This window comes from Moorena sp. SIO3A2 (assembly GCF_010672265.1).
Taxonomy (GTDB): domain Bacteria; phylum Cyanobacteriota; class Cyanobacteriia; order Cyanobacteriales; family Coleofasciculaceae; genus Moorena; species Moorena producens.
Genome location: NZ_JAAHHC010000005.1, coordinates 152,700 through 174,394, shown reverse-complemented (window position 1 = coordinate 174,394; position 21,695 = coordinate 152,700). Strand labels below are relative to the sequence as shown.

Annotated in this window: 17 protein-coding genes and 2 tRNA genes; 11 read left to right on the top strand and 8 right to left on the bottom strand. The window is 43.0% G+C overall.

The genetic code is table 11. The features are described from left to right. Positions 1-204 precede the first annotated feature (204 nt). A complete protein-coding gene (locus tag F6K64_RS06940; protein ID WP_287265127.1) occupies positions 205-3,759 on the bottom strand; it encodes a choice-of-anchor E domain-containing protein in 3,555 nt (1,184 codons plus the stop codon). Between the two features lie 1,223 nt (positions 3,760-4,982). Between F6K64_RS06940 and F6K64_RS06935 the strand changes: the two genes are divergently transcribed. From F6K64_RS06935 to F6K64_RS06920, 4 genes are all read left to right on the top strand, one after another. Next, entirely contained in the window at positions 4,983-5,837 is an 855-nt protein-coding gene (locus F6K64_RS06935) for an Rpn family recombination-promoting nuclease/putative transposase (RefSeq protein WP_008187782.1), read from the top strand. Positions 5,838-5,952: 115 nt separating this feature from the next. Continuing rightward, complete coding sequence (locus F6K64_RS06930; RefSeq protein ID WP_008187783.1) at positions 5,953-6,561, top strand: hypothetical protein; 609 nt, start codon at positions 5,953-5,955, stop codon at positions 6,559-6,561. A 257-nt stretch (positions 6,562-6,818) separates the two neighbouring features. Then, on the top strand, positions 6,819-7,601 hold the full coding sequence (locus F6K64_RS06925; RefSeq protein WP_008187784.1) for an ABC transporter ATP-binding protein: 783 nt from the start codon (positions 6,819-6,821) through the stop codon (positions 7,599-7,601). Positions 7,602-7,719: 118 nt separating this feature from the next. Continuing rightward, a complete protein-coding gene (locus F6K64_RS06920; protein WP_008187785.1) occupies positions 7,720-8,820 on the top strand; it encodes an acyltransferase family protein in 1,101 nt (366 codons plus the stop codon). Between the two features lie 42 nt (positions 8,821-8,862). On the opposite strand, the gene F6K64_RS06915 is transcribed toward F6K64_RS06920, so the two are convergent. Then, the gene (locus tag F6K64_RS06915; protein WP_008187786.1) at positions 8,863-9,597 is read right to left on the bottom strand and encodes a response regulator transcription factor; all 735 of its coding nucleotides are present in this window, start codon (positions 9,595-9,597) and stop codon (positions 8,863-8,865) included. A 376-nt stretch (positions 9,598-9,973) separates the two neighbouring features. Between F6K64_RS06915 and F6K64_RS06910 the strand changes: the two genes are divergently transcribed. Continuing rightward, positions 9,974-10,225, top strand: coding sequence for a DUF6761 family protein (locus tag F6K64_RS06910; RefSeq protein WP_008187787.1), 252 nt, complete (start codon positions 9,974-9,976; stop codon positions 10,223-10,225). 165 nt (positions 10,226-10,390) lie between these two features. On the opposite strand, the gene F6K64_RS06905 is transcribed toward F6K64_RS06910, so the two are convergent. From F6K64_RS06905 to F6K64_RS06890, 4 genes are all read right to left on the bottom strand, one after another. Continuing rightward, positions 10,391-11,623: a glycosyltransferase gene (locus F6K64_RS06905; RefSeq protein WP_008187789.1), complete on the bottom strand. Its 1,233-nt coding sequence runs from the start codon at positions 11,621-11,623 to the stop codon at positions 10,391-10,393. A 367-nt stretch (positions 11,624-11,990) separates the two neighbouring features. Then, entirely contained in the window at positions 11,991-13,316 is a 1,326-nt protein-coding gene (locus F6K64_RS06900; protein WP_287265126.1) for an MFS transporter, read from the bottom strand. Positions 13,317-13,683: 367 nt separating this feature from the next. After that, positions 13,684-13,869: a hypothetical protein gene (locus F6K64_RS06895; RefSeq protein ID WP_287247799.1), complete on the bottom strand. Its 186-nt coding sequence runs from the start codon at positions 13,867-13,869 to the stop codon at positions 13,684-13,686. A gap of 677 nt (positions 13,870-14,546) precedes the next feature. After that, on the bottom strand, positions 14,547-14,702 hold the full coding sequence (locus tag F6K64_RS06890) for a hypothetical protein (protein ID WP_008187796.1): 156 nt from the start codon (positions 14,700-14,702) through the stop codon (positions 14,547-14,549). A gap of 318 nt (positions 14,703-15,020) precedes the next feature. On the opposite strand from F6K64_RS06890, the gene F6K64_RS06885 reads away from it, so the two are divergent. Then, positions 15,021-15,965 carry an FkbM family methyltransferase gene (locus F6K64_RS06885; protein WP_008187797.1) on the top strand — a complete coding sequence of 315 codons (945 nt, stop codon included), beginning with the start codon at positions 15,021-15,023 and terminating at the stop codon, positions 15,963-15,965. A gap of 82 nt (positions 15,966-16,047) precedes the next feature. On the opposite strand, the gene queC is transcribed toward F6K64_RS06885, so the two are convergent. Further along, entirely contained in the window at positions 16,048-16,761 is a 714-nt protein-coding gene (gene queC / locus F6K64_RS06880) for a 7-cyano-7-deazaguanine synthase QueC (RefSeq protein WP_287262982.1), read from the bottom strand. Between the two features lie 291 nt (positions 16,762-17,052). Between queC and F6K64_RS06875 the strand changes: the two genes are divergently transcribed. Both F6K64_RS06875 and F6K64_RS06870 read left to right on the top strand, forming a co-directional pair. Then, the gene (locus F6K64_RS06875) at positions 17,053-18,138 is read left to right on the top strand and encodes a Gfo/Idh/MocA family protein (protein WP_287265125.1); all 1,086 of its coding nucleotides are present in this window, start codon (positions 17,053-17,055) and stop codon (positions 18,136-18,138) included. Between the two features lie 374 nt (positions 18,139-18,512). Further along, entirely contained in the window at positions 18,513-19,949 is a 1,437-nt protein-coding gene (locus F6K64_RS06870) for an RNA-guided endonuclease InsQ/TnpB family protein (protein ID WP_044494236.1), read from the top strand. Here F6K64_RS06870 and F6K64_RS06865 read toward each other — a convergent pair. Next, positions 19,907-20,899 (bottom strand): SGNH/GDSL hydrolase family protein, encoded by a 993-nt coding sequence (locus F6K64_RS06865; protein WP_008187804.1) that lies wholly within the window; start codon positions 20,897-20,899, stop codon positions 19,907-19,909. The genes F6K64_RS06870 and F6K64_RS06865 overlap by 43 nt on opposite strands. 198 nt (positions 20,900-21,097) lie before the next feature. Between F6K64_RS06865 and F6K64_RS06860 the strand changes: the two genes are divergently transcribed. The 3 genes from F6K64_RS06860 (at position 21,098) to F6K64_RS06850 (ending at position 21,666) form a co-directional block, all read left to right on the top strand. Further along, positions 21,098-21,238: a hypothetical protein gene (locus tag F6K64_RS06860; protein WP_008187806.1), complete on the top strand. Its 141-nt coding sequence runs from the start codon at positions 21,098-21,100 to the stop codon at positions 21,236-21,238. 71 nt (positions 21,239-21,309) lie between these two features. Beyond that, positions 21,310-21,394, top strand: a tRNA-Tyr gene (locus F6K64_RS06855). Between the two features lie 200 nt (positions 21,395-21,594). Then, positions 21,595-21,666: transfer RNA gene (locus F6K64_RS06850), tRNA-Thr, on the top strand. Positions 21,667-21,695: the final 29 nt, after the last annotated feature.

The window sequence follows — 21,695 nt, the reverse complement described above, 5'->3', positions numbered from 1 at the left end:
ATAATGTAGAATGTAGAATTGGGAATTTAGATAGAATGTAGAATTGGGAATTCACCATTCTGTCTTCACCATTCTGCCTTCACCATTCTGCCTTCACCATTCTTAATTCTAAATTATTCATTCTTAATTTTTAATTCACCATTCTGCCTTCACCATTCACAATTCTAAATTCTACATTCTGCATTCTAAATTCTTAATTCTGCCTTATTTGACTAAAGCCCGGAAGCGAATAAATCCATAGGAATTGGGTGGGTTTCCGGGTGAATCAGCGTTTGGCACATCCCCAACTTCCACTACTACTACTCCATTTTGATTGAAGGTGACATTACATCCGGCTGGCACTGAGGTTCCTGGCCCGTAATACCGACCGCGATCGCTATCGGGAATATTAGTAAGATAGATGTTCGGTTCAGCTGGACCACCATTGGCTAAGGTAGTGGTGCTCTGGAACAAAGCAATCCCGACATCACTACTTGGGAAGCCAGCTGTGGCATTAAAGGAATCGGTAATAAAGGTAGTTTCCCCAGGCACTCGGTCACAGATGCGCAGGTTTTTAGCATCGTTGCTGCCATTGGAGAGGAAGTATACAGTATACTCTAACTCATCTCCTGGCATTACTTGCCCAGAGTTAATTAATCCCCGCAGATAAACATCAGGATTCGGCCAGTTGGGGTCATTGTCATCAGCAGCACGGTCGGAACCAACGTTATTCTCAGAACTGCCACCATCAATGCCATCGATAAAGGGTGAGCCGGATTGCGGTAGCTCTATCCACTGGTTGGTATCTTTGGGTTTAATAGCAGTAATCCGCTTGACCAGGATGACATTGGGCAAGATATTGTTATAAACTCCAACACTAGTTTGGCGTACACTCACCGTATCTGTATCCCTGGTTTCCAGGAATTCAGGACAACGGCCATTGGCATCATTACTAAGGGTATGCTCCCAGCAAGCACTAGTATTTCCGTCTTCTCCATTGGGGGTGAGACTAATCGATTGACCAGTGCTTGCCCCATCTAAGTCTCGTTGGTAGGTGTCATCCCACAGATTCAATTCAGCTGAGGGTGGAGTATTGATGGCGTTATTGGAGCCATAAGCAATGTAGTCTACAATCTTGAATTCCTCGTCATACAGCCAGATATCTTCTCCAGCATTGTTAAGTTTGGCTGCCTTTCCTAACCAATCCTGGAATGCAGCATCGGGAGCTTGATGGTCTGATGTATTGTTGCCAATCCAAATAACAGCGTATTCCCCTGGTTGGAGAGTGGTGTTGTTGGGGAAGATATAGGCCGGATTAGCAGCATCACCAGTAATGTTGCCAGTATTATCAGTACTGTTAAAAATCAGGTTGCTATCGGCTAGCTTCCAGTTACTGATATCTACAGCATTATCGGAAGAGTTATAGAGTTCGATGAATTCATCATTAGCTTCAGCACTGCTGCCAGTTTGGGCGTAGAGGACTTCGTTGATAACGATATTTCCGGCTTCCGGTGAAGCTTCTTCCGGGACTATGCTGGCTGAAGGTTCTTTCGGGACTAAACTGTAGGTATAGGTGACACACAATCCGGCGGTTGCCTCGCTACTAGAGCCAGTGGAAGCGTTCTGAGAGTTAATGAAAGTAGCTGCAGAGGTAGTATTCACCGGGATACTGACGGTTTCCACTGGTGATGAGGAGCTAATGAAATCAGCTAGGTTAGTGTACTCCTCGGTATGGGTTTCATAGGCAAGAATCGTGGGAGTCCTGCCACCGGAAGTGCCGCTAAAGTCAGGAGGATCACTACCATCGAAGGCTGGTAGATTGAAGTCGGTGGATTGGTTGTAATTTCTGGTAATATTGGCGTTAGTATCAGGCAAGGAAACACTGACTTCTCCCTCCTGGTTCACGGTTATTGTTTTTGGCTGGTCTGCCGTATTCTCGTAGATTAACTCTTGTGCAATCAGGGTACTCAGGGTTAGGTCTACCCTGGCCAGGCTCCCTAGAGCAGAATCAAATTTCTCTACGTTCAGGGTTTCAGTCCAATTGGTAGCCTGGAGTGGTATGATATCGCAAGCGACAATAGTGTTGGCTTTAAGGGTAAGTCCAGCATCAATACTGGTATTGTTGTCTCCCGCAGCCAAGGTGAAGGTATCGGTGCGACCTGTGACTGGATCGGCATCACTGTCTAGGGTGTCATCCCCAGCATCTTGGCGAGTGAAGCTATAGCCCACAGCAGGGGAGGTGAATTCAATGATGTAATCCCCTGGGTCAAGGTCGCTGAAACTGTAGTTACCACTACTGTCGGTAAAAGTGGCATCAACTAAGGTGTTGTCAGATTTGTAGATATTGACTAGGGCGTTGGGAATTCCAGGCTCTCCAGGATCTTGGATGCCATCACCATCTAGGTCTTCCCAGACTTGATCCCCTACAGAGGCAGTCGTTGGTGTAGAGTTAGCGATCGCAATTTGATAATCCTCTACCTCACCATCACTAGCGGCACCAGTAGGAGTAAGGCCAGTATCAGAACTATACCGGAAACGTGCATAAGTATTACCAACGGTAGCTCCAGCTGGTACAGTTAGGTTTAATGCGATCGCATTTCCACTAGGACTAGCATTGGTAGCAATTTGCTCACCACTATCATCAAAGTCTCCATCTGCGTTCCAGTCAATCCAAGCATTCAGCACTCCAGACCCGGCTGTAGTGATATCTAATCTAACATTATCCGATATCGGTAGAGTTTGTCCTTGTAGGCTAGCGCTATTAATTTGAACCCCATCATCGGTATCATCGGTAGCGTTATTGTTATTATCGGTGCCATCTCCAAAGCCATCGGTATCAGCTGTTACTCCACTGCCGAGATAGGTGCTACCATCTATGTCGTGACTAGGACCATTATCGCTGAGTAAGGTATTATAGTTACCACTGCTGGTGCCGTTGCCAGTGTCGGGCGCATCACCAAAGTCTTTGTCACTAGCCACAACATCCGCACAGAAACTCCAATTGTTGAGGGTGACATGCTGAGCGCTGCTTTGGTTAACATCTGAGCCTGGTCGATAGCGCACCACAAACTTATCAATAGCTTGGTCCCCAAATCCAAATTCCACATCAGCCCCATGGCCACCCCCTGTGGAGAAATTGCTCCCAGACTGTCCAGTAGCCACGTTACCTACCACGCTAACTTTGCTCGGGTCGAAGGCAACTAAGGTCGGAGTAACAGTAGTTGAGCCATTGAAGCCCGTGATTACCACTTCGTCTTGCCAACGACTTCCTCCGGTCTCCTGCTCGTCTACAGCATCCACAATGCCTTGTACACCAGTCACTGGCCGACTCATGGTCACTTCAAACTCGATGTAACCCCCACCTACCATGTTGGGGCGGGCATACAAAGCAGGTTGATTGAAGTTATTATTGCCTAGCTTCGGAGAATTGTCGGTGAAGCTATGATTATTGGGGTTTTTAACTTCAACGGTATAGGTGACACCGTTAGCAGTAAAAGTCCTCGGGCCAAGATCCCCATTAGTCCAAGACAACTGACTCCAATCAAAATCAGCAAAAGCCTGGGAACAGGTTCGAGATGGTAGCTGCGCTGCTACTGGAGTAGGAGTAGCCACCAGCAAAGCAGAACCTGTCACTAGGATCGGGAAAGTAGCCTTAGCTAGGTTAGTTATGCCCATCAGGTTAAAGCCTAAAGGCTGCCAATCAGAATTTACCTCAGATGCTCCAGAAGAGTCTGAGGAATGGTATCTGATTCCTTGGAGATAATTGAATAAAGACTTCATAACTGGCCAGAATGAATTAAAGAGAAAAGCTAATTGGTAACTGACCCAACTAGTCTTGATATCAATAAATTAGTTAGTAAATTAGTTAGTTCAGCAACACCGAATAAATAACTAATCGTGGCTCTAGGAAAGTTGCTATGTAAAACGTTTATAAAATAATTATGATAATCAGAATATGGCAGGAGTTTTAGTTTTTGAAAGAATAATTTTTAATAAATTACCCGCCCGATCAGACTTAGTGGGCAATAAGCGCGGTTTTATGCATACAATCAGTTCGGTAGAGCCCTAATCATTAATAACAAATAACTCAGCTTTCAGTACTGAGCACTCAGATAAGCGATTGACCCTAGGTCACGCTACTTGAGGTGCATCCGATTTTCCTCCTAGTTAAACTACTCTTGTGATCTAGGATTGCTTGATTGATGTGGTTATTGCCTAGAGAGAATTACGGAATTTTGATCAGGTTACGGAGGAAATGATATCCGTGAATTCCACATCTCCCTGAGTTAGGTGTTAGGTTAATCCTTCTAGTGCCTAATAGCTATTTTAGTAATTGTTAATTGTTAATTGTTAATTGGTAAGCATTCAGATAATGCGCTACTTGAGGTGCTACTTGAGGTGCTATCAGCTATCATCTGATTCCCTATGGGCACTCTACTTGAGGTTAATTCAGCCATTGGCCTTTGGAAAACGGCTGAATGCTTATGTTAATTGGTAATTTTAAATTATAATTAATGTGCATGATTAAAGCAATCGACAAATAGCGTTACTAGTAGAGTTACTAGGGAAATCAATAACAGACCTGACGTTACCGGTAGAGTAAATTTACCCATGAGCAGTAGAGTGTATTATTAAACTAACCGACAGCTATACTTATTCCTAGAGTTACTGAGTAAATCAGCAATATACCTAAGGTTACCGGTAGAGTAAATTTACCCATGATCAGTAGATAAGATTATTAAACCAACCAGCAACTAGCGTTACCGGTAGAGTTACTGGGGAAATCAATAACAGAGCTGATCTGATCGGTAGAGTAAATTTACCCATGATCAGTAGATAAGATTATTAAACCAAGCAGCAACTAGCGTTACCGGTAGAGTTACTAGGAAAATCAATAAAGTAAATTCCACCTATAATAAAATCAATTAATTTTTGAGTTAACACTGCTTGTTAACTATACTAATCCCTACTCCCTACTCCCTACTCCCTACTCCCTACTAATCATGGCCAAGACACACATCCGCTTTGACTGGGCGATCAAAAAACTGCTGAGGGATAAAGCTAATTATGTTGTCCTAGAAGGCTTGATCACCGAATTACTAGGAGAAGAGATTACTATTGAATCTATTTTAGAAGGCGAAAGTAATCGGCTCACCGAAGACAATAAACTGAATCGGGTTGATATTCTAGCGCTCAATAGTGCTGGAGAGTTACTGCTAGTGGAAGTCCAAAATAGTTCCGAAAATGATTACTTTCACCGGATGCTATTTGGCGTCTCCACACTGCTCACGCAATATCTAGATAAAGGAGAGCCCTATAGTAAACTCAAAAAAGTCTACTCCATTAATATTGTTTACTTTACCCTGGGGCAAGGACAAGATTACATCTATGAAGGGAAACTAGATTTACGAGGTCGTCATCATCAAGACTCCTTAGGGTTATCCAGTCTCCAGAAAGAGTTGTTCAAACTAGAGAAAGTATACCAGATATTTCCCGAATATTATATCTTGAGAGTCAACCAGTTTGATAATGTAACTAGAAACAATTTAGATGAATGGATCTATTTCCTAAAGAATAGTGAAATCAAGGAAGAGTTCCAAGCCAGAGGATTAGCCGAGGCCAAGGATAAGCTCAGGATTGATAATTTACCATTACCAGAAAGGGTTGCTTATCAGAAATATCTGGAAAATAAACGGTATGAAATTAGCCTGTTGGCAGGAGCAGAAGCAGCTGGAAAATTACAGGGGAGAGCAGAGAAAGCTATAGAAATAGCCCAAGCTATGAAAGCAAGAGGGATTGATTTGGATTTAATCGTGGCAACAACTGGTTTAACTAAAGAAGACGTTGAAAATTTTTGAATGGTCGCTAAGGGATTAAACCTTGAGGTATAATAAATTAATTCTTAAAATTTTTCTGCCCTTTTTACTACTCCCTACTCCCTATTACCTATTCCCTGATTAAACCATTTTAATTATGTCACCAAATCAAAAAAAAGCATCTGAAACTAAACCTGAAAATAACCCTGAAAATAAACAGTATAGCCCTTCTGTATTTCGCATCTCTCCTATAATTCGGATTACCCTAATCACATTTTATTGGGCGCTGTTGATACCATTACCGTTTTTAGCTAAAGTATCATCGACTCCGGTATCGCCAATAATCCTGTGGATAGGAATTAGCTTAGGATTTATCGCCCTCTATGGTGCCTTAAGCGAACAGGTGATTGTAGATGACGAAAAAATTCAGGTAGCTTATCCCAATTGGGTGCCCCGATTCTTCCGCAAAGGTTGGCAATTACACTGGAAAGAGGTGAAAGACTTAAAAATGCGCACCACAGGTCAAGGAGGGCTTGTTTACTATTTCGTTAGCCAGTCTTATGACCAAGCTTACTTGCTGCCAATGCGAGTAGTGGGATTTAATCGCTTAGTTAAGTTAGTACAAAACTATACCGGGATAGATACTACCGATATTCGTCCCCTAGCCCAGCCTTGGATGTATCTAATTTTGTTCGGATTCACCCTCTTGCTATTACTTGTAGATGCCTGGACCATAACCACAGCTATCAATCAGGGTTTGATGTAAGCATTCAGCTATCAGCTCTCAGCTCTCAGCTAATGGGCTACGCGCACGGTACTTGAGGTACTATAGCACTACCCATTAAGATGTTTGACATTCCTAAACTCCGAAACGTAAGTAATCCCTTACTTTTGACTTCTGACGCAATAACCTTGCTGACTTGGGCGTAGCGCTATAAAAGCACTATCTGTAGCACCATCTGTAGCCCATTAGCTGAGAGCTCTCAGCTAAAACATTGATAATTTTTAATTGGAGCAAAGCGATTGACTAATCCCCTGTTGCAGCTAAAGCAGGTAAGCCTGACCCTCTCAACCAGGGCTAAAGCAGCTGGAATACCTATATTAACTGATATTTCTTTCGAGGTCAGCCCATGCGATCGCATCAGCGTGATTGGACCATCTGGTGCTGGTAAAACCTCTCTGTTGCGGCTGTTGAACCGATTAAGTGAGTCCACCCAGGGAACAATTTACCTAGATAATCAGAACATCCGGAATATCCCTGTCCTAGAATTGCGGCGACAGATCATGCTGGTTCCTCAAGAACCAAAATTGTTAGGAATGACCGTTCAGGAGGCTCTAGCTTATCCGTTGGTATTGCAACAGCTGCCAAAAAAAGCGATTGGCCGTAGGCCACGCTACGCGAACGCACAACGGACACAAGAGATTCGAGAGAGACTGCGCATCCCAGCGGAGTGGTTAGAGCGTACAGAGTTACAACTGTCTTTGGGACAACGGCAATTGGTTGCGATCGCACGAGCACTAGTTGTCCAACCAAGGATAGTGTTACTTGATGAGCCCACCTCAGCCTTAGATGCTGGTATAGCCTCTCAGGTGATCAGGGTATTTACCGATTTAGCCCGAAAGGAGCAGATCACAATTTTGATGGTCAATCACCAGCTAGATATGGCTGAGTTATTTTGTAATCGACTATTGTATTTGCAAGATACTCAGTTACTCCAAGACAGTCCAGCTGAGCAGATTAATTGGCAACAATTACGAGAGAGATTAGTACAAGCAGAAGCTAAAGCATCTCAAGAGTGGGCTTAATCATTTGTTGACAGTTGACGGTTATTTTAATTTTGCCTATTGCCTCTTGTCTATTGCCTATTGCCTCTTGTCTATTGCCTATTGCCTCTTGTCTATTGCCTATTGCCTCTTGCCTATCATGCGTCTAACCTCTCTTGATGTCTTTCGAGGTATTGCCATGGCTAGCATGATTCTAGTCAACAATCCCGGAAGTTGGTCTTATGTCTATCCCCCCTTACTTCACGCTAAGTGGCATGGTTTTACACCCACAGACTTAGTATTTCCTGCCTTTTTATTTATTGCTGGTGTAGCAATGGCTTTTTCCTTAGTCAAGTACACCAATAACAACCAATCCGTATCCCAGGGGTATTGGCGTATTGGCAGGCGATGTGCCATTCTATTTGCCCTAGGCTTACTGCTCAATGGTTTTCCGACTTACAACTGGGATACTATTCGGATTATGGGTGTCTTGCAGCGCATTAGTCTTGCCTATTTCCTTAGTGCTGTAGCAGTGCTAAATCTAAGACGACGGGGTTTGTGGGTACTGACCGGAATAGTTTTGCTAGGGTACTGGGCAGCGATGTCTTTAGTACCAGTTCCTGATTATGGTGCTGGTAATCTGACACCGGAAGGGAATTTTGCTGCCTATATCGACCGTATGGTATTGGGAACAAACCATTTGTATAAACAAGCTCAATTTGATCCAGAAGGACTGTTTAGCACCTTCCCAGCGGTAGTAACTGTCTTGGCTGGCTATTTCGTTGGGGACTGGCTACGCCATCAACCGATACCGTCCCGCACTAGTTTGGGATTAGTACTATTTGGTGTAGGTTGTCTTGGTTTAGGCTGGGTTTGGGATTTCTGGTTCCCAATTAACAAGCAGTTATGGACAAGTTCCTATGTAGTCTTTTCTGCTGGTTGGTCGATGCTGTTACTAGCTGCTTGTTATGAGTTAATTGAAGTGCGGGGATTTCGCAGATGGGGATGGCCGTTAGAAGTAATGGGGTTAAATGCGATTTTTCTGTTTGTCGCATCTGGTTTAGTAGTTCGCATCCTATATCGAACTAAGGTAGGGACAGGTGATAATGCTGTGAGTACCTATACTTGGATTTATGAAAATCTGTTTCGGTCGTGGGCTGGAGCCATGAATGGTTCTTTGATCTTTGCCATAGTCAATGTACTGTTGTGGTGGTTGATTCTCTATGGGATGTATCGGCGACGCTGGTTGATCAGGATTTAATGGTTAAGGGTTAAGGGTTAATGGTTAATGGTTAATTAACCATTAATAAATCTTTTGGGCTGCCAGTTCTGTCCCAAGTTTTGGATTATTCTCGTTTATGCCTTGATTAAACCGATAGCCAACATTGCGAACCGTTTGAATAATGTTGGGTTGTCGAGGATCAGTTTCTATTTTTTTGCGTAGGGCAAGGACGTGGGTATCGATGGTGCGCGGATTGTCAATAGCATTGGGCCAAGCGCGGCGCAATAATTCAGAGCGACTCAAAGGCATTCCCTCTGCTTGGGCGAGTACATAGAGCAAACTAAATTCTTGTGGAGTCAGGTCAATAAACTCTTCTTTGAAGCGGACACGACGCTGGACTAAATCAATTTTGAGATCACCGTAGTCCAGAGACAGGGGAGCTACCGTAATGCGGAGGCGACGAATTAGGGCTTCCACCCGTGCCATAAATTCCTGTATACCAAAGGGCTTGGTGAGGTAATCGTCTGCCCCAGCTTTAAGACCAGTGACGATATCTCTTTCACTATTACGAGCAGACAACATTAAAATTAGAGATTTTCGCTGCTGCTGAAGCCAGCAGCAAAATTCAACCCCATCGCTGTCTGGTAAATCAGAGTCTAGGATAACCAGAGTGGGTTGGCGATGGTGAAAGTCTTCCTTGGCTTGCTCAAGATTTTGTGATTGGTACACCCCATAACCGGATTTCTTCAGGTGCGACCCTAGAAGCGATCGCAAATGAGGGTTTCCTTCAATAATCTGAATTCTAACTGAGCCCACGGCACATTAAAGTCCTCTTAGCCTTAGCCGTTGGTATTTAATCATAGCAAAGGTCAGGTCAACATTCTGTAACAACTGCTACTTATGATCCCGATATTGGCTTGCGTTCTTCCAATACGACTTCCTAGTGGCAGCAAATGGACCAGGTCAGAGGGACAATAAGGACAATAGTAAAATTTCAATTTACCATTAATTTTAACTGACCATTTTAGATTATAGCATATAAGATGCAATTTAGTCTAGGTAACATAACAAATAATTGAGAAAAGTATTGAGGACTTGCTACTTTTGCTAAACTGAAGTTAAGTTGGCGTATCCGAGTTTCTACTGAGTGAGCCAATACCGCTACTGTTGATACTCAAAATTTCTTAAGACTATGCTGCAAGATCCTCAAGCTATACGCTGCTATCAAAAACTTACTGACTCCCTAGTCGATTTGTGGAATCGAGGTTATAGCTTCGATGAATTGCGGCTATATATCGATGGCTATCTTTCTGCCCTCAAACACACAAATACCCTTGAATCCTATATAACCTACCGCTTAGAAGAAGATGCCATTCGTTATCTTCGTGATCCATCCAACTTTGAGATGGTACCAATGCCGCAGCCAGAAACCGACTACTATTAAACCTTAAACACACAGAACCCCACTGAATCCGATCAAGTCCATGGGAGTACTCATCCTATCCGTTAGCTGGTAATAGGCAATTACCAATTATCCATTACCCATTACCCATTACCCATTACCAAAAAGCGATAGGCTATTCTCTTGAGTAATTAACTGGACTTGATATCAGTGGGTTTTCTTGGCAATCTGCTTTTCCCAAATACCAACTAAATTCTGAACCCTTTCATCCCAACCATACTGGGAAACACACTCCCTACCGTTGCGACCCATTTCCTGTCGCAACGCTGGGTTCTCAATTAATACTTTGAGCTTGTCGCAGAAATCTTCCTGATTCTGGGGAGTGAACAAAAAACCATTCCATCCGTCTTGGATATTCTCCACTACCCCACCTGCTTCAGGAGCGAGCACAGGAATTCCAGCTGCGAAGGCTTCTAATATAGTTAGCCCTCTAGTCTCCTTTTCTGATGCTGTGATATGAATATCACTGTTGACCAAAAGAGCTGGAACATTTTCCGGTGGCACTCTACCCAGTAAGTAACTATTAGGTGTTAACTTGCTTAAGCGGGTAGCAATCTCATCCCGCATCGAACCATCACCAGCAATGATCAGTGCGATTTTGTCACTGTTGACCTCTTGTACAACTCGTGAAAAGGCATTTAGGGTAAATTCCCACCCCTTATCTGGAGTTAACCGACCTAGAAAAATTAACTTAACTTTCCCCTCAACCTCTGGAATATCATAGTTCTTTTCGAAAAACTGTTCTTCCCGTAAACCAGGATAGAATTTACTAGCATCAAAGCCAACTAAATTGGCATGTAGGGTGTTTTTAATGCCCAGATTGATAATTTTTTTATGGGTAATCCGACTAGAAACTAGGGTGACATCATAAGAATTATACACTGAAATCAATATGGTTTTAAAAATAAATTTAATTCCAGCGACGACCAGAGACGGTAGAGAAAAGTAATCTTCGGCATAGTCAATAAAATTAGTCCTAAAAAAACTCACACAGGGAATACCAGCTTTTTTGGCAAAAGCCACCCCAGGCACTCGAAAAAATCCAAAAAACAGTCTTTCTGGTTCATCAACATGAATAATATCGGGCTGGAATTTTTTTAATTCCTGGAGGAGGATTGAATAGGAACTCCTGCGCACCTGACGCTCAAAGTCCAAGTCCATGAATGAGGTACTCGGTAAATTGATGATTCTCACTCCAGGCAGGATTTGACCAGTATAATCTCGCCAATTGGGATAGACATGTTCTAAAGCACTGTACTCAGGACAAAATAACAACACCTGGTGTCCCCACTGACTCAGTCGTTGTAGCCTAGATAATCCACTAACTGTTACGCCATCAATGACAGGCAAGAATCCAGAGGTGATAATAGCAATTTTCATAGGTGAATAGAATTATCCCACTCAGAGCGTGTTTAATTTTTAGGGGCAAAGCATTGACGATGCGTCCCAATTGTTGCATAAATCATGTCAGAACAGGTAAGGCAAATGTGATCAGGAGAGGGAATTGAGGAAGAGCACAACAATTCTATCTTCTCTATCTTCCCCATCTTCCCCTGAACCATGATCAGTATCTGTATGTAAATACTTCGCCCATCCCAGGAGTTAGGAAACGTTTCATACCAAATCCGGGTTAATTACCCCCTTTTTCAGCAAAAAGCATGAGGAGCTTCAGGAGCTTCAGGAGCTTCAGGAGAACAGGAGAAAGAATGCTGGAATCATAACGGGGGTTTTTGGAGCGAATTTGGTATCAAACACTAGTCGAAGTAGTTAAACCTAGGTTAGGGTGAATCGCATCCGGCAGTTCCTTTTCCACTCGCCGTATGGGTGGATATCGATAAGCGATAAAGCTTGCCAGGATGTTCAGAATTCCCATCAACAGCAACAGCAAGCCCATCCCACGCCCTGGACCAACTCCAATGATATGCCCAATACTACCTGCTAACAGTCCATCGGTAGCCATCATCGGTTCTAAAACATGATCGACTAACGGTCCGGTTAGCATGTGGGCAAGGATCAATAAGGAGTTTTCGATGGCCAGTTGTAAGGCGAAGACCCGTCCTTGCAGATTAGCTGGGACTTTGTTCTGCCAGATAGTTTGATTACAGCTAACGATAATGGGTTGAGCAAATAAAACACCAAACGCTCCAAGAGCAGCTAAGTTCACAGAAGCGCGGCACCCACCTAAAAGTAAGAACAAGCCTTGCAGGATTACAAAGCTAAAAATACCGTATATCCTGGGCTTGGGTCCTCCCCAGGTAGTCATGACCAAGCTACCAATAAGCATCCCACAACCGCCAATAGATAAAATGACCCCAAGTTCAGCACTGGAGGCAAAGCTTAACACCAGTGGCCAGAACAACACCTGAAGAATACCCATAGTGAAGTAGACCACGGCAAAGAACATCAGCAACCCTTGCAGTCCTTGCCGTTTGGCAATGTAACGCCAGCCTGATACTAGATCTTGGCGCAGTTGGGAGAAGTGGGCTTGCTTTTGATGAGTGTGATGGCTAGACTGGAGATGGGGAATCTGAACGCTTAGCAATGTCGCTAGGGCAAAGATGAATGTGATGAAGTCTATTAATAGAATTCCCTGCAAGTGAATGGTCTCCAGCAGCACACCCGCCAAGGTCGGTCCAAGAATCTTGGCAGTTGCCCTAGAGGCTTGCATCATGCCATTAGCACGGCTAAGATGTTCTTGAGGCATCAGCTGAGTCGTAGCTGCTGTATAGGCTGGCAACTGGAAAGCCTTAAACGTTGAACTGATTGCTACGACTAGGTAAATGTGCCAGATGTCTAACCTGCCCGAGAACACCAGAGCCATAACCACCAGTGTGCTAGCCCCTGCCACGGAGTCGCTGAGAATCATCGCCCAGCGTCTATTCCACCGGTCTACGAATGTACCAGCTATGGGTGAGATAATAATATTGGGTAGGTGAATAAATAAAGAAATTAGGGCAAATTGGGTGATTGAACCAGTAGTCTGGTAAGCCCAAACGCCCAGAGCAAATTCGGTAAGATTAGACCCCAGAAGGGATACTAGCTGTCCCAACCAGATCAGAAAGAAAATCTGCATTTATTGTGTCTTTTTCTACTTTACTCGTCGTTATACTCCGCCATCGGCGGGATTATTGTACCTTTTATACATGAATGACTGAACCCCTTGCCAGTTCCCGCTAAGCTTACACCTTGATGGGTAAAACAGTCTAGCTCGGGGAAAAAGACTGTTGTAGGTGGGCTTACTGATATATCTAGTATGGTGGCAAGTTTTATGTTTGACGGTACCCTTGATGATTACTATTTGTGACATTTTTGCTTAGATTGTGGTGACATTGTGTTGATGCAAACCGCGAGAGAGGGAACCACGGCAGTCGCTCATGGTTTGAAGTTACCGTAAGACAGTTGAGCCTTAATCAATAAGTTTTAACCCTTTTTTGCATAACCTACCAACCATAAAGGCGAGCCTGTCTAAGGTTTCGTCTCCGGGGGGACCACGGCAGTCGCTCATGGGGGAAACCCCCAAGACCGCGCTGCCTCCCCAAGACCGCGCTGCCTCCCCAAGACCGCACTTGCTCCCCAATGGCTGCGCTGCATCGCTTTTGCCCGACAACCGCTTCTGTGGGTGACATGGTGCTGAATTTGCTGATCAGAATAATTCCGTAGTACCTATCTGAGCAGGAAGAGATGAGCTATTGTGGACACCTATCTTGAGAAGCTCCACAGCCGAGAGCTGACTGCTGACTCGTTACCAACTAGTTACGTTTAGTGGCAAGAAAAGACCAGTGACCCTGGTTATTAAGAAGAGTTTCAACAGTTATAATTTAAATTGACTTAATTTCCATTGACTATTGTATACTTTATTGGTAAATAAAACAAGTATCCTAAACGGGAGTTTTAAATCAATTGAGATATTGAGATATTGAAGATGCTTAACTATATCTAGTTCCTTATCTAGTTCGGTTTTGGATTGTTTGAGGTCACTAGTTTAATTTTTTTTGACCGTTTATCCCTGACACTCAAGCGTCAAGCGTCAAGCGTCAACCTCTTAAATTTAGTGCAACCTATAGGTTATAAAATATACCTCGGTTTGACCCCCCAGAGTATCCCGAAAATCACTCCCAGTATTTGGAATCATAATGATTGACTTTAATTTCGGTCAGAGGAGGTTGAGCTAAAGGACACCATTGGATTCACAAGACATGCTTTGATTGGACGCGATCGCATATTTTTGTAAAACTACTCAACGTTAAACCAGTAACTATAAATATTTTCATAGTATGATCAGTCGTTATCGTTTTATTCACCCTTACTGATCCACATATTGCTGGTCATCGGGATTTTCTCGCTCCTCCAGAATATCCGTTCGCTTAGGGTGACCTACGGTCAATCGCGTAGCGTGGCTCACGGCCTCTCCTTCCTCATAACCGAAAATTTTGCCAAAATGGCAACCAATTACTAACATGGATGAGTCAATATTGTATAGATACAGGTTTATTTACTCTTAAGTCAACTGCCATCTAAATCCATGTCGAAATGATTATATTCGGAAGAGGATTAACATAAAATCCAGGGTAAAGAATATCGCCAGAGTCTTATTGATTTTTATAATTTTAATGAAATTTAAATTAAGATTGCTTAAAATTGCTTTAATTAACTAAAATTCAATCAGGGTGCTTTACTACACTATAAGTAAGTCAGTAATATCTCTGTCGATATAACTACTTATAATTAGTGATATTACTACTGTGCAGTTTAATCAATATAGTTAACGAAAATACCTATGGTATTAAACGCAAATAAACTATCTGAAATAACTATTAAACTAACAGCTACCCTGACAGCAGAACCCTTCAATGAATCTGTTAATTTATGGATGGAAGATATAAATATTCCATCCCAAATAAACTTATCAAAATCTAATCAAGATGTTGAACAAATACTTGATAAGTCTAGTCTAATATCTACTCAAAAAAATGGCAGTCCTGTCATCTCCTCAAGTTTTGAAGATTGGATCAGGTCTCCTGCCAATCAGCCCTTATCAGCAAATCATCAGTATAACTTAACGTTAGCTACCAATTTTGATATTCTTAAAGCCGAAGCATTACTAGCTAATTATAACGATTACCAATTACCAAATAATTTAGTAATTGTTCATGAAAATGAACAAGAAACTGAGGAATTATATCAAGAAATATTTGAAAAACAAACCTATATTAAACATGGCATAACTATCCATGATGGGGATTGTATTTTTGATATAGGGGCAAACATCGGTATGTTCACCCTGTTTGCCCAGCAAATCTGTAAAAATGCCAGACTATTCTCCTTTGAAGCCTTACCAGATGTTTTTGAACTGTTGCAGATCAATGCATCACTGTATGGCTCCAATGCCAAAGTCTTCAATTTTGGACTTTCCAAGCACTCAAAGACTATATCTAGTTTTATTCATAAACAGAACATTGAAAAAATTGATTTACTCAAAATTAATGCTGATCAACCTCAGCTAGATATCTTGGCTGGCATCAAGGAGAAGGATTGGGAAAAAATTCAGCAAATTGTCATGGAGGTTGATCAGATTACAGCAGGGATAAAACTAAAGCAGATCACAAACTTACTCCAAAGGAAAGGCTACCAGTTAGTGATTGATCAAGAATTATTGCTGGCAGATACAGGGGTTTACCGTATCTACGCCAGACGTAACTATCGGCTAAATCAATTCTCCTAGTATCCAACAGGAATGAAAATCCCTGTTCTTCTACCAACACACTGATTACTCAGTTTACTCAGCACCCTTCACACTGAGGCACTCAGCCTTCCTGATAAGGAAGTGGATCGTCCAATCCCAACTCAGCAAAGGCAGCCAATCGCAACCGACAAGCATCACAAACACCACAAGCTAGATCGTTACCTGTGTAGCATGACCAGGTTTTTTCCCAAGGAACACCCAGCTGATTGCCTAATTGGATAATTTCGGTTTTTTTCAGGTCAATCAGAGGAGTGAAAATTTTAATTCCATTGCCCTCCCTACCTTGTTTTGTGCCCAAATCAAAAGCTGTCTGCATTGCTTTGATATAATCCGGACGGCAATCTGGATACCCAGAATAATCCAAGGCATTGACACCCACATAGACTCCCTCAGCACCAATTGCTTCTGCATAGGATAAGCCAAAGCTCAGAAAAATCGTGTTACGGGCTGGAACGTAGGTAATGGGGATTTCTTGAGACATCTGCTCTAGACTACGCTCCTTGGGTAGGTCAAGGTTATCATCGGTTAACGCTGAACCTCCCCACTGCCGTAAGTCAAACCTGACTACCTGATGTTCCTTAACACCTGCTGCAGTAGCAATTGCGTAGGCTGATTTGAGTTCTCGTCGATGTCGCTGCTGATAATCAAAGGAAAGGGCATAACACTCATAACCGTCTCCTACTGATTGATACAAAACTGTAGCAGAGTCTAAACCTCCAGATAACAACACAATTACTTTCTTAGACATGATCCAACCAGATATCACAAGTCTCATCAGGATAATGCCTAATCAAACGTTTTGCACTGTTACTACAACTACCAATTAATAATTTCATTGCTCTGTCAACAGACAACCCACAAACTGACACATAGGGTTAGTGTTCCATATTTCGTCAAACCACAATAAATATAGAACACATGTTTTAAAGGTTCTTTTAGCTTGAGTGGGATGGACAAAGCTTTGAAATTCTTCACATTTATAGTTGCTGTGGTACTATCTGGATGGTTTAAGGCGACTTAGATTAAGTAAATCGACTTATTACCAGTGGTGGAGGAGCAAAAAAGAGTGCAGAATAGTACTTATCAAAGACATCTAGATCATCAAGTCCAGCGCAACTTACCGCAGCCAATCAAAATCGGTGTGATTGGCGTTGGCAATATGGGACAACATCATGCCCGAGTTTTGAGTCTTCTCAAAGACGTTGAAATTGTGGGTGTGGCAGACATTAACGTCGAGCGTGGTTTAAATATTGCCAGTAAGTACCGTGTTCGCTTTTTTGAAGATTATCACGATCTTCTTCCCTATGTAGAGGCGGTTTGCATTGCAGTACCGACCCGTCTACATCATGACGTCGGGATGACTTGTCTACAAGCTGGAGTGCATATCTTAATTGAAAAACCGATTGCCGCTAGTATTGCTGAGGCAGAATCGTTAGTAAATGCAGCAGCAGAGTCCCAATGTATTCTCCAAGTTGGACATATTGAACGTTTTAACCCAGCTTTCCTTGAACTGAGCAAAGTTCTCAAGACAGAACAATTGCTGGCTGTGGAAGCTCATCGCATGAGTCCCTACTCTGACCGAGCCAATGATGTCTCGGTGGTTTTGGATCTCATGATTCATGATATAGATCTATTACTAGAATTGGTAGCCTCACCTGTGACAAGGTTAACCGCTAGTGGCAGCCGTGCTTCTGATTCCGGGTATTTAGATTACGTCACTGCTACCTTGGGGTTTGCCAATGGTATTGTTGGTACTGTCACGGCCAGTAAAGTGACACACCGAAAAATCCGTCGCATCGCTGCCCATTGCAAAAATTCTCTGACGGAAGCTGATTTCCTAAATAATGAGATTCTAATTCATCGGCAAACCACTGCCAATTATATGACCGACTATGGTCAAGTGCTTTACCGACAGGATGGTTTGATTGAGAAGGTTTATACCAGTAATATTGAACCACTCCATGCTGAGTTAGAACACTTTGTCAATTGTGTACGGGGTGGTAATCAACCTTCTGTCGGAGGTGAACAAGCTCTGAAAGCACTGCGCTTGGCCAGTTTGATTGAGCAGATGGCTCTTGATGGTCAAGTTTGGCACAACGTAGACAATGGGAATCATAAACTCCATACTTCCGTCATGACAGTTCCGTGTTAGTGACTTGTTGTTGATTTGTTGTTGATGATGTAGGGGTCAGTTGCACTTGTAACTGACCGACATTAGGGGGAGCCCAATAGGGTAAGGAACAAATAAGTACAAAGTCTGCCTGGACTGACTTCAACAGGGGGTCTTGAATTCGGATTTGCGATCAACCTTTTCCCCTGTGGCTTTGATCATTTACCTGACCAGTGTGATCACTGATGAAGCTACCAAGACACCCCGAAATGTGAGAGCCCTGCGTTTTTAGACCGGGTGTGAAACAGAGCGACTGGATTAATCCAGTCGTATCTCGAACCCATGAAACTATTTAATGGAACTATTTAATGAAACTATAGATATGTCACAATATTTGAAAGGAGGTGATGATCAAGATGTACAAAACAATTCCTGTAAAAGCAGTATTTAATGATGAAGAAAAAGCTTTTTGGCTGTTTCAATGTGAGAATGCTAACAGTCTATGGAATTGTGCGATTTATTACTCTAAACAAAAGCATTACAGTTGGCTAGAGCAACAAGTAGAGGCTTACACCACTTACTGGAAGGAAGATGTACTGCGGTATGGGTGGAGAACTTATAAGTGCGGGGTTAAATACGCAGAGCTTTGTAAAGAGCTGAAAGAAAACCCCCACTACAAAGCCATGGCCGCCCAATCAGCACAGCAAACTCTCAAGTCTGTGGCTGAATCAATTACAAGTTACAACCAATTAGTTGGACTTTACTATAAAGGCCAGGTAGACAGACCAAGGCTTCTTAGATACCGAAAGAAAGGGGGACTAGCAGCTGTTACTTTTCCCAGGCAAGCTCTTACTTACAAAGAAGGTTTATTTTATCCTTCTATAAGCAAAGAGAGTAAATCAGAATTACTTACTGAAATAGCCTTAGAAGCTCCGTATTTTTTTGACCCAGATTGGGTCAAAGAGGTGACTATTCGACCATATTTAGGGCAACTATGGATCCACTGGGTGATAGATGATGAAAAACAGCCGATAGAGGATAACCCAAATCTTGATTATTCTCAGGCATGGAGTTTCGATCATGGTGGCGATAATTGGTTGACCGGTGTATCGACTCATGGAAAGAGTCTAATCCTTGATGGTCGAAAGCTGAAGTCAATGAATCAGGGTTATGCTCGCCTGGTCGCAAAATACAAAACCGGGAAGCCTGAGTTTTATTGGGATACGAACTTAGATAGAGTTCAGCGGAATCGAAATAACCAAATGCGGGATGCAGTCAATAAAGCCGCCCGTTTCATTATTAATCGCTGCCTCAACGACCGCATTGGGAATATTGTAATCGGATGGAATGAACGACAAAAAGACTCAATTAATATAGGTCGAAGAGGTAATCAAAATTTTGTAGTAATTCCTACAAAAAGATTAATCAAAAGGCTGGAACAAATATGCCCTGAGTATGGCATTAAATTGACAGTAACTGAGGAATCTTACACAAGTAAAGCGTCGTACTTGGACGAAGACCCATTACCTAAGCACGGTGAAAAACCCAGTGGATGGCAACCTTCGGGAAAAAGAGTAAGGCGCGGGCTTTATAAGACCAAGGAAGGATACCTAGTTAATGCAGACTGTAATGGCGCGGGAAACATTACTAGGAAAGTAGCCAAACAGTTAGGTCTCGATCTAACCAAGATGGGTAGGGGAGCTTTGACACTCCCGCATAGGTATGACATTTTTAACTCTCTTAAAAAATCATATCGAATGAGCTGTGTTCGCGAAGCGTCGCACGGGAAAACCGCTGCGACTTCACATCCTCATAGAATCCCCCGTGTTTCAACCGGGGGAGATGTCAACTGAGCTGATATAACTTCACTGACTTTCTGATTTCCTTGGGGGCTAAGGTGAATGTGGTCACGGTAAAGTATTTCTGGTGTTTCGGTGTTATTGAACACTGGTAAAAAATCTAGATAAGTAATGTTGTGCTCGCCAGTAAAGTCACTCAAGCGTTTACGGGCTTTTAACTCATAGTCACGAGGTCCTTTGGTACCAATTTCCCGGAGTAGGGGGGTCATCCCTAGCACTAACTTGGCTCCAGCAGCATCAGTTAGGGTCTTAATTTCCCCAATGGCCTTGAGATTAAAGCCAACCCGGTCTCCTGGTTCTGCTCTGACTGCTTCCATTTCAGGAATAGCTGGTGCTCTCAGGAGATAGCGACTCCAGATCTCGGCTATGGCTAAGAGGGGTTTTTGGCTGGGATAATTGCGATCGCGTCCCACTTGTACAGAAGTCGGTGCTGTAGCAAACAAGTCATCGGTATTAATCAGTAATACCACTACATGGGCGTTGAAGGTGCCAAAGCGTCGTAGATAGGCTAACTCATTTCGTGGTCCCCAAGAATTAGCAGAAGCATTAAGGACTTCGACTGTTTCAAATGGTTTCTCCTTGGTTAGACTTGGTAAGACGTCTTTGGTCAGCCATAGTTCTAATTGAGATTGGAGCCGTGCTGATATGGTTTGGTCTTGGTCTGTCCACCAAGCCCCATTGGCAACAGAATCCCCCAGTAGGAACACCCGCAGCATCGATGGCGGTGGGCTAGGAGTAGTGGTGGGACTGCGCATGGAATATTCATTAATGACAATGCGGTTGCCAAACCGTCTGGTGCTTTGGTTAGGGGCTAGCAAGTAGCCAATTTCCTCATCTGCCACATAAATCAGGGGATTACCGAAGCCCAGCAGCCATCGTAAACCCACCTCTAGCGCTACCAAGGAACTGACTAGCACTGCCAAGGTTAATAGCAATACTTTCACAAGAAAATCCTATATATTTTATAAATTTTTCCTATACTTTTCTCTAGGTTTTCAGTACTGAGATCACTTTAAAAGCCGAGTATAACCGCTCAAAGCTGAGTATACCAAGGTTAATCGGTAAATTTCCCCCTGATTTAGCCCTGGCTATAATCGACTTGTTGGTTAGATCCCTGATAACTCAAACAGGAGCGACAAACTATGTCAGACCTCAATCGTGGCATCATGAAGTTTAAAGGAGCTGATAGCCCGAAAGCCGTTGTTATTTCAGCAATTCTGGTTTTGGGCAGTATCAGCGTTCTGATCTGGTGGGCATTGCACAACGCTTACAGCATTGGCTAATTCCGGTCGATTTCCTGAAAAAATTGACAATTCCTAAAAGCTGTGCTAACATTTATAAATGTGAGCTAAAAGGGTCGGTGCCCGAGTGGTTAATGGGGGCGGACTGTAAATCCGTTGGCTATGCCTACGCTGGTTCAAATCCAGCCCGGCCCACCACAATGGTTTGAGATATAACCTAAATATGCTTTTGATAAGTCAGCATAATATTTGCTGATTTTAACCGTTAACTAATTACCATGACTGGTTTGGCCTCGGTAAATCAAAAGCTGATTAATTGATACCTTGGCAGAGTAAATTTGGCCAAAGTACAATAGGCTAAATCAAACCAATAATGTAAATCTAATAATTTCAATCTAGCCCGTGTGGCTCAGTGGTAGAGCACACCCTTGGTAAGGGTGAGGTCACGAGTTCAATCCTCGTCACGGGCTTTTAAGCATAAATTTCCGAATATTTACTA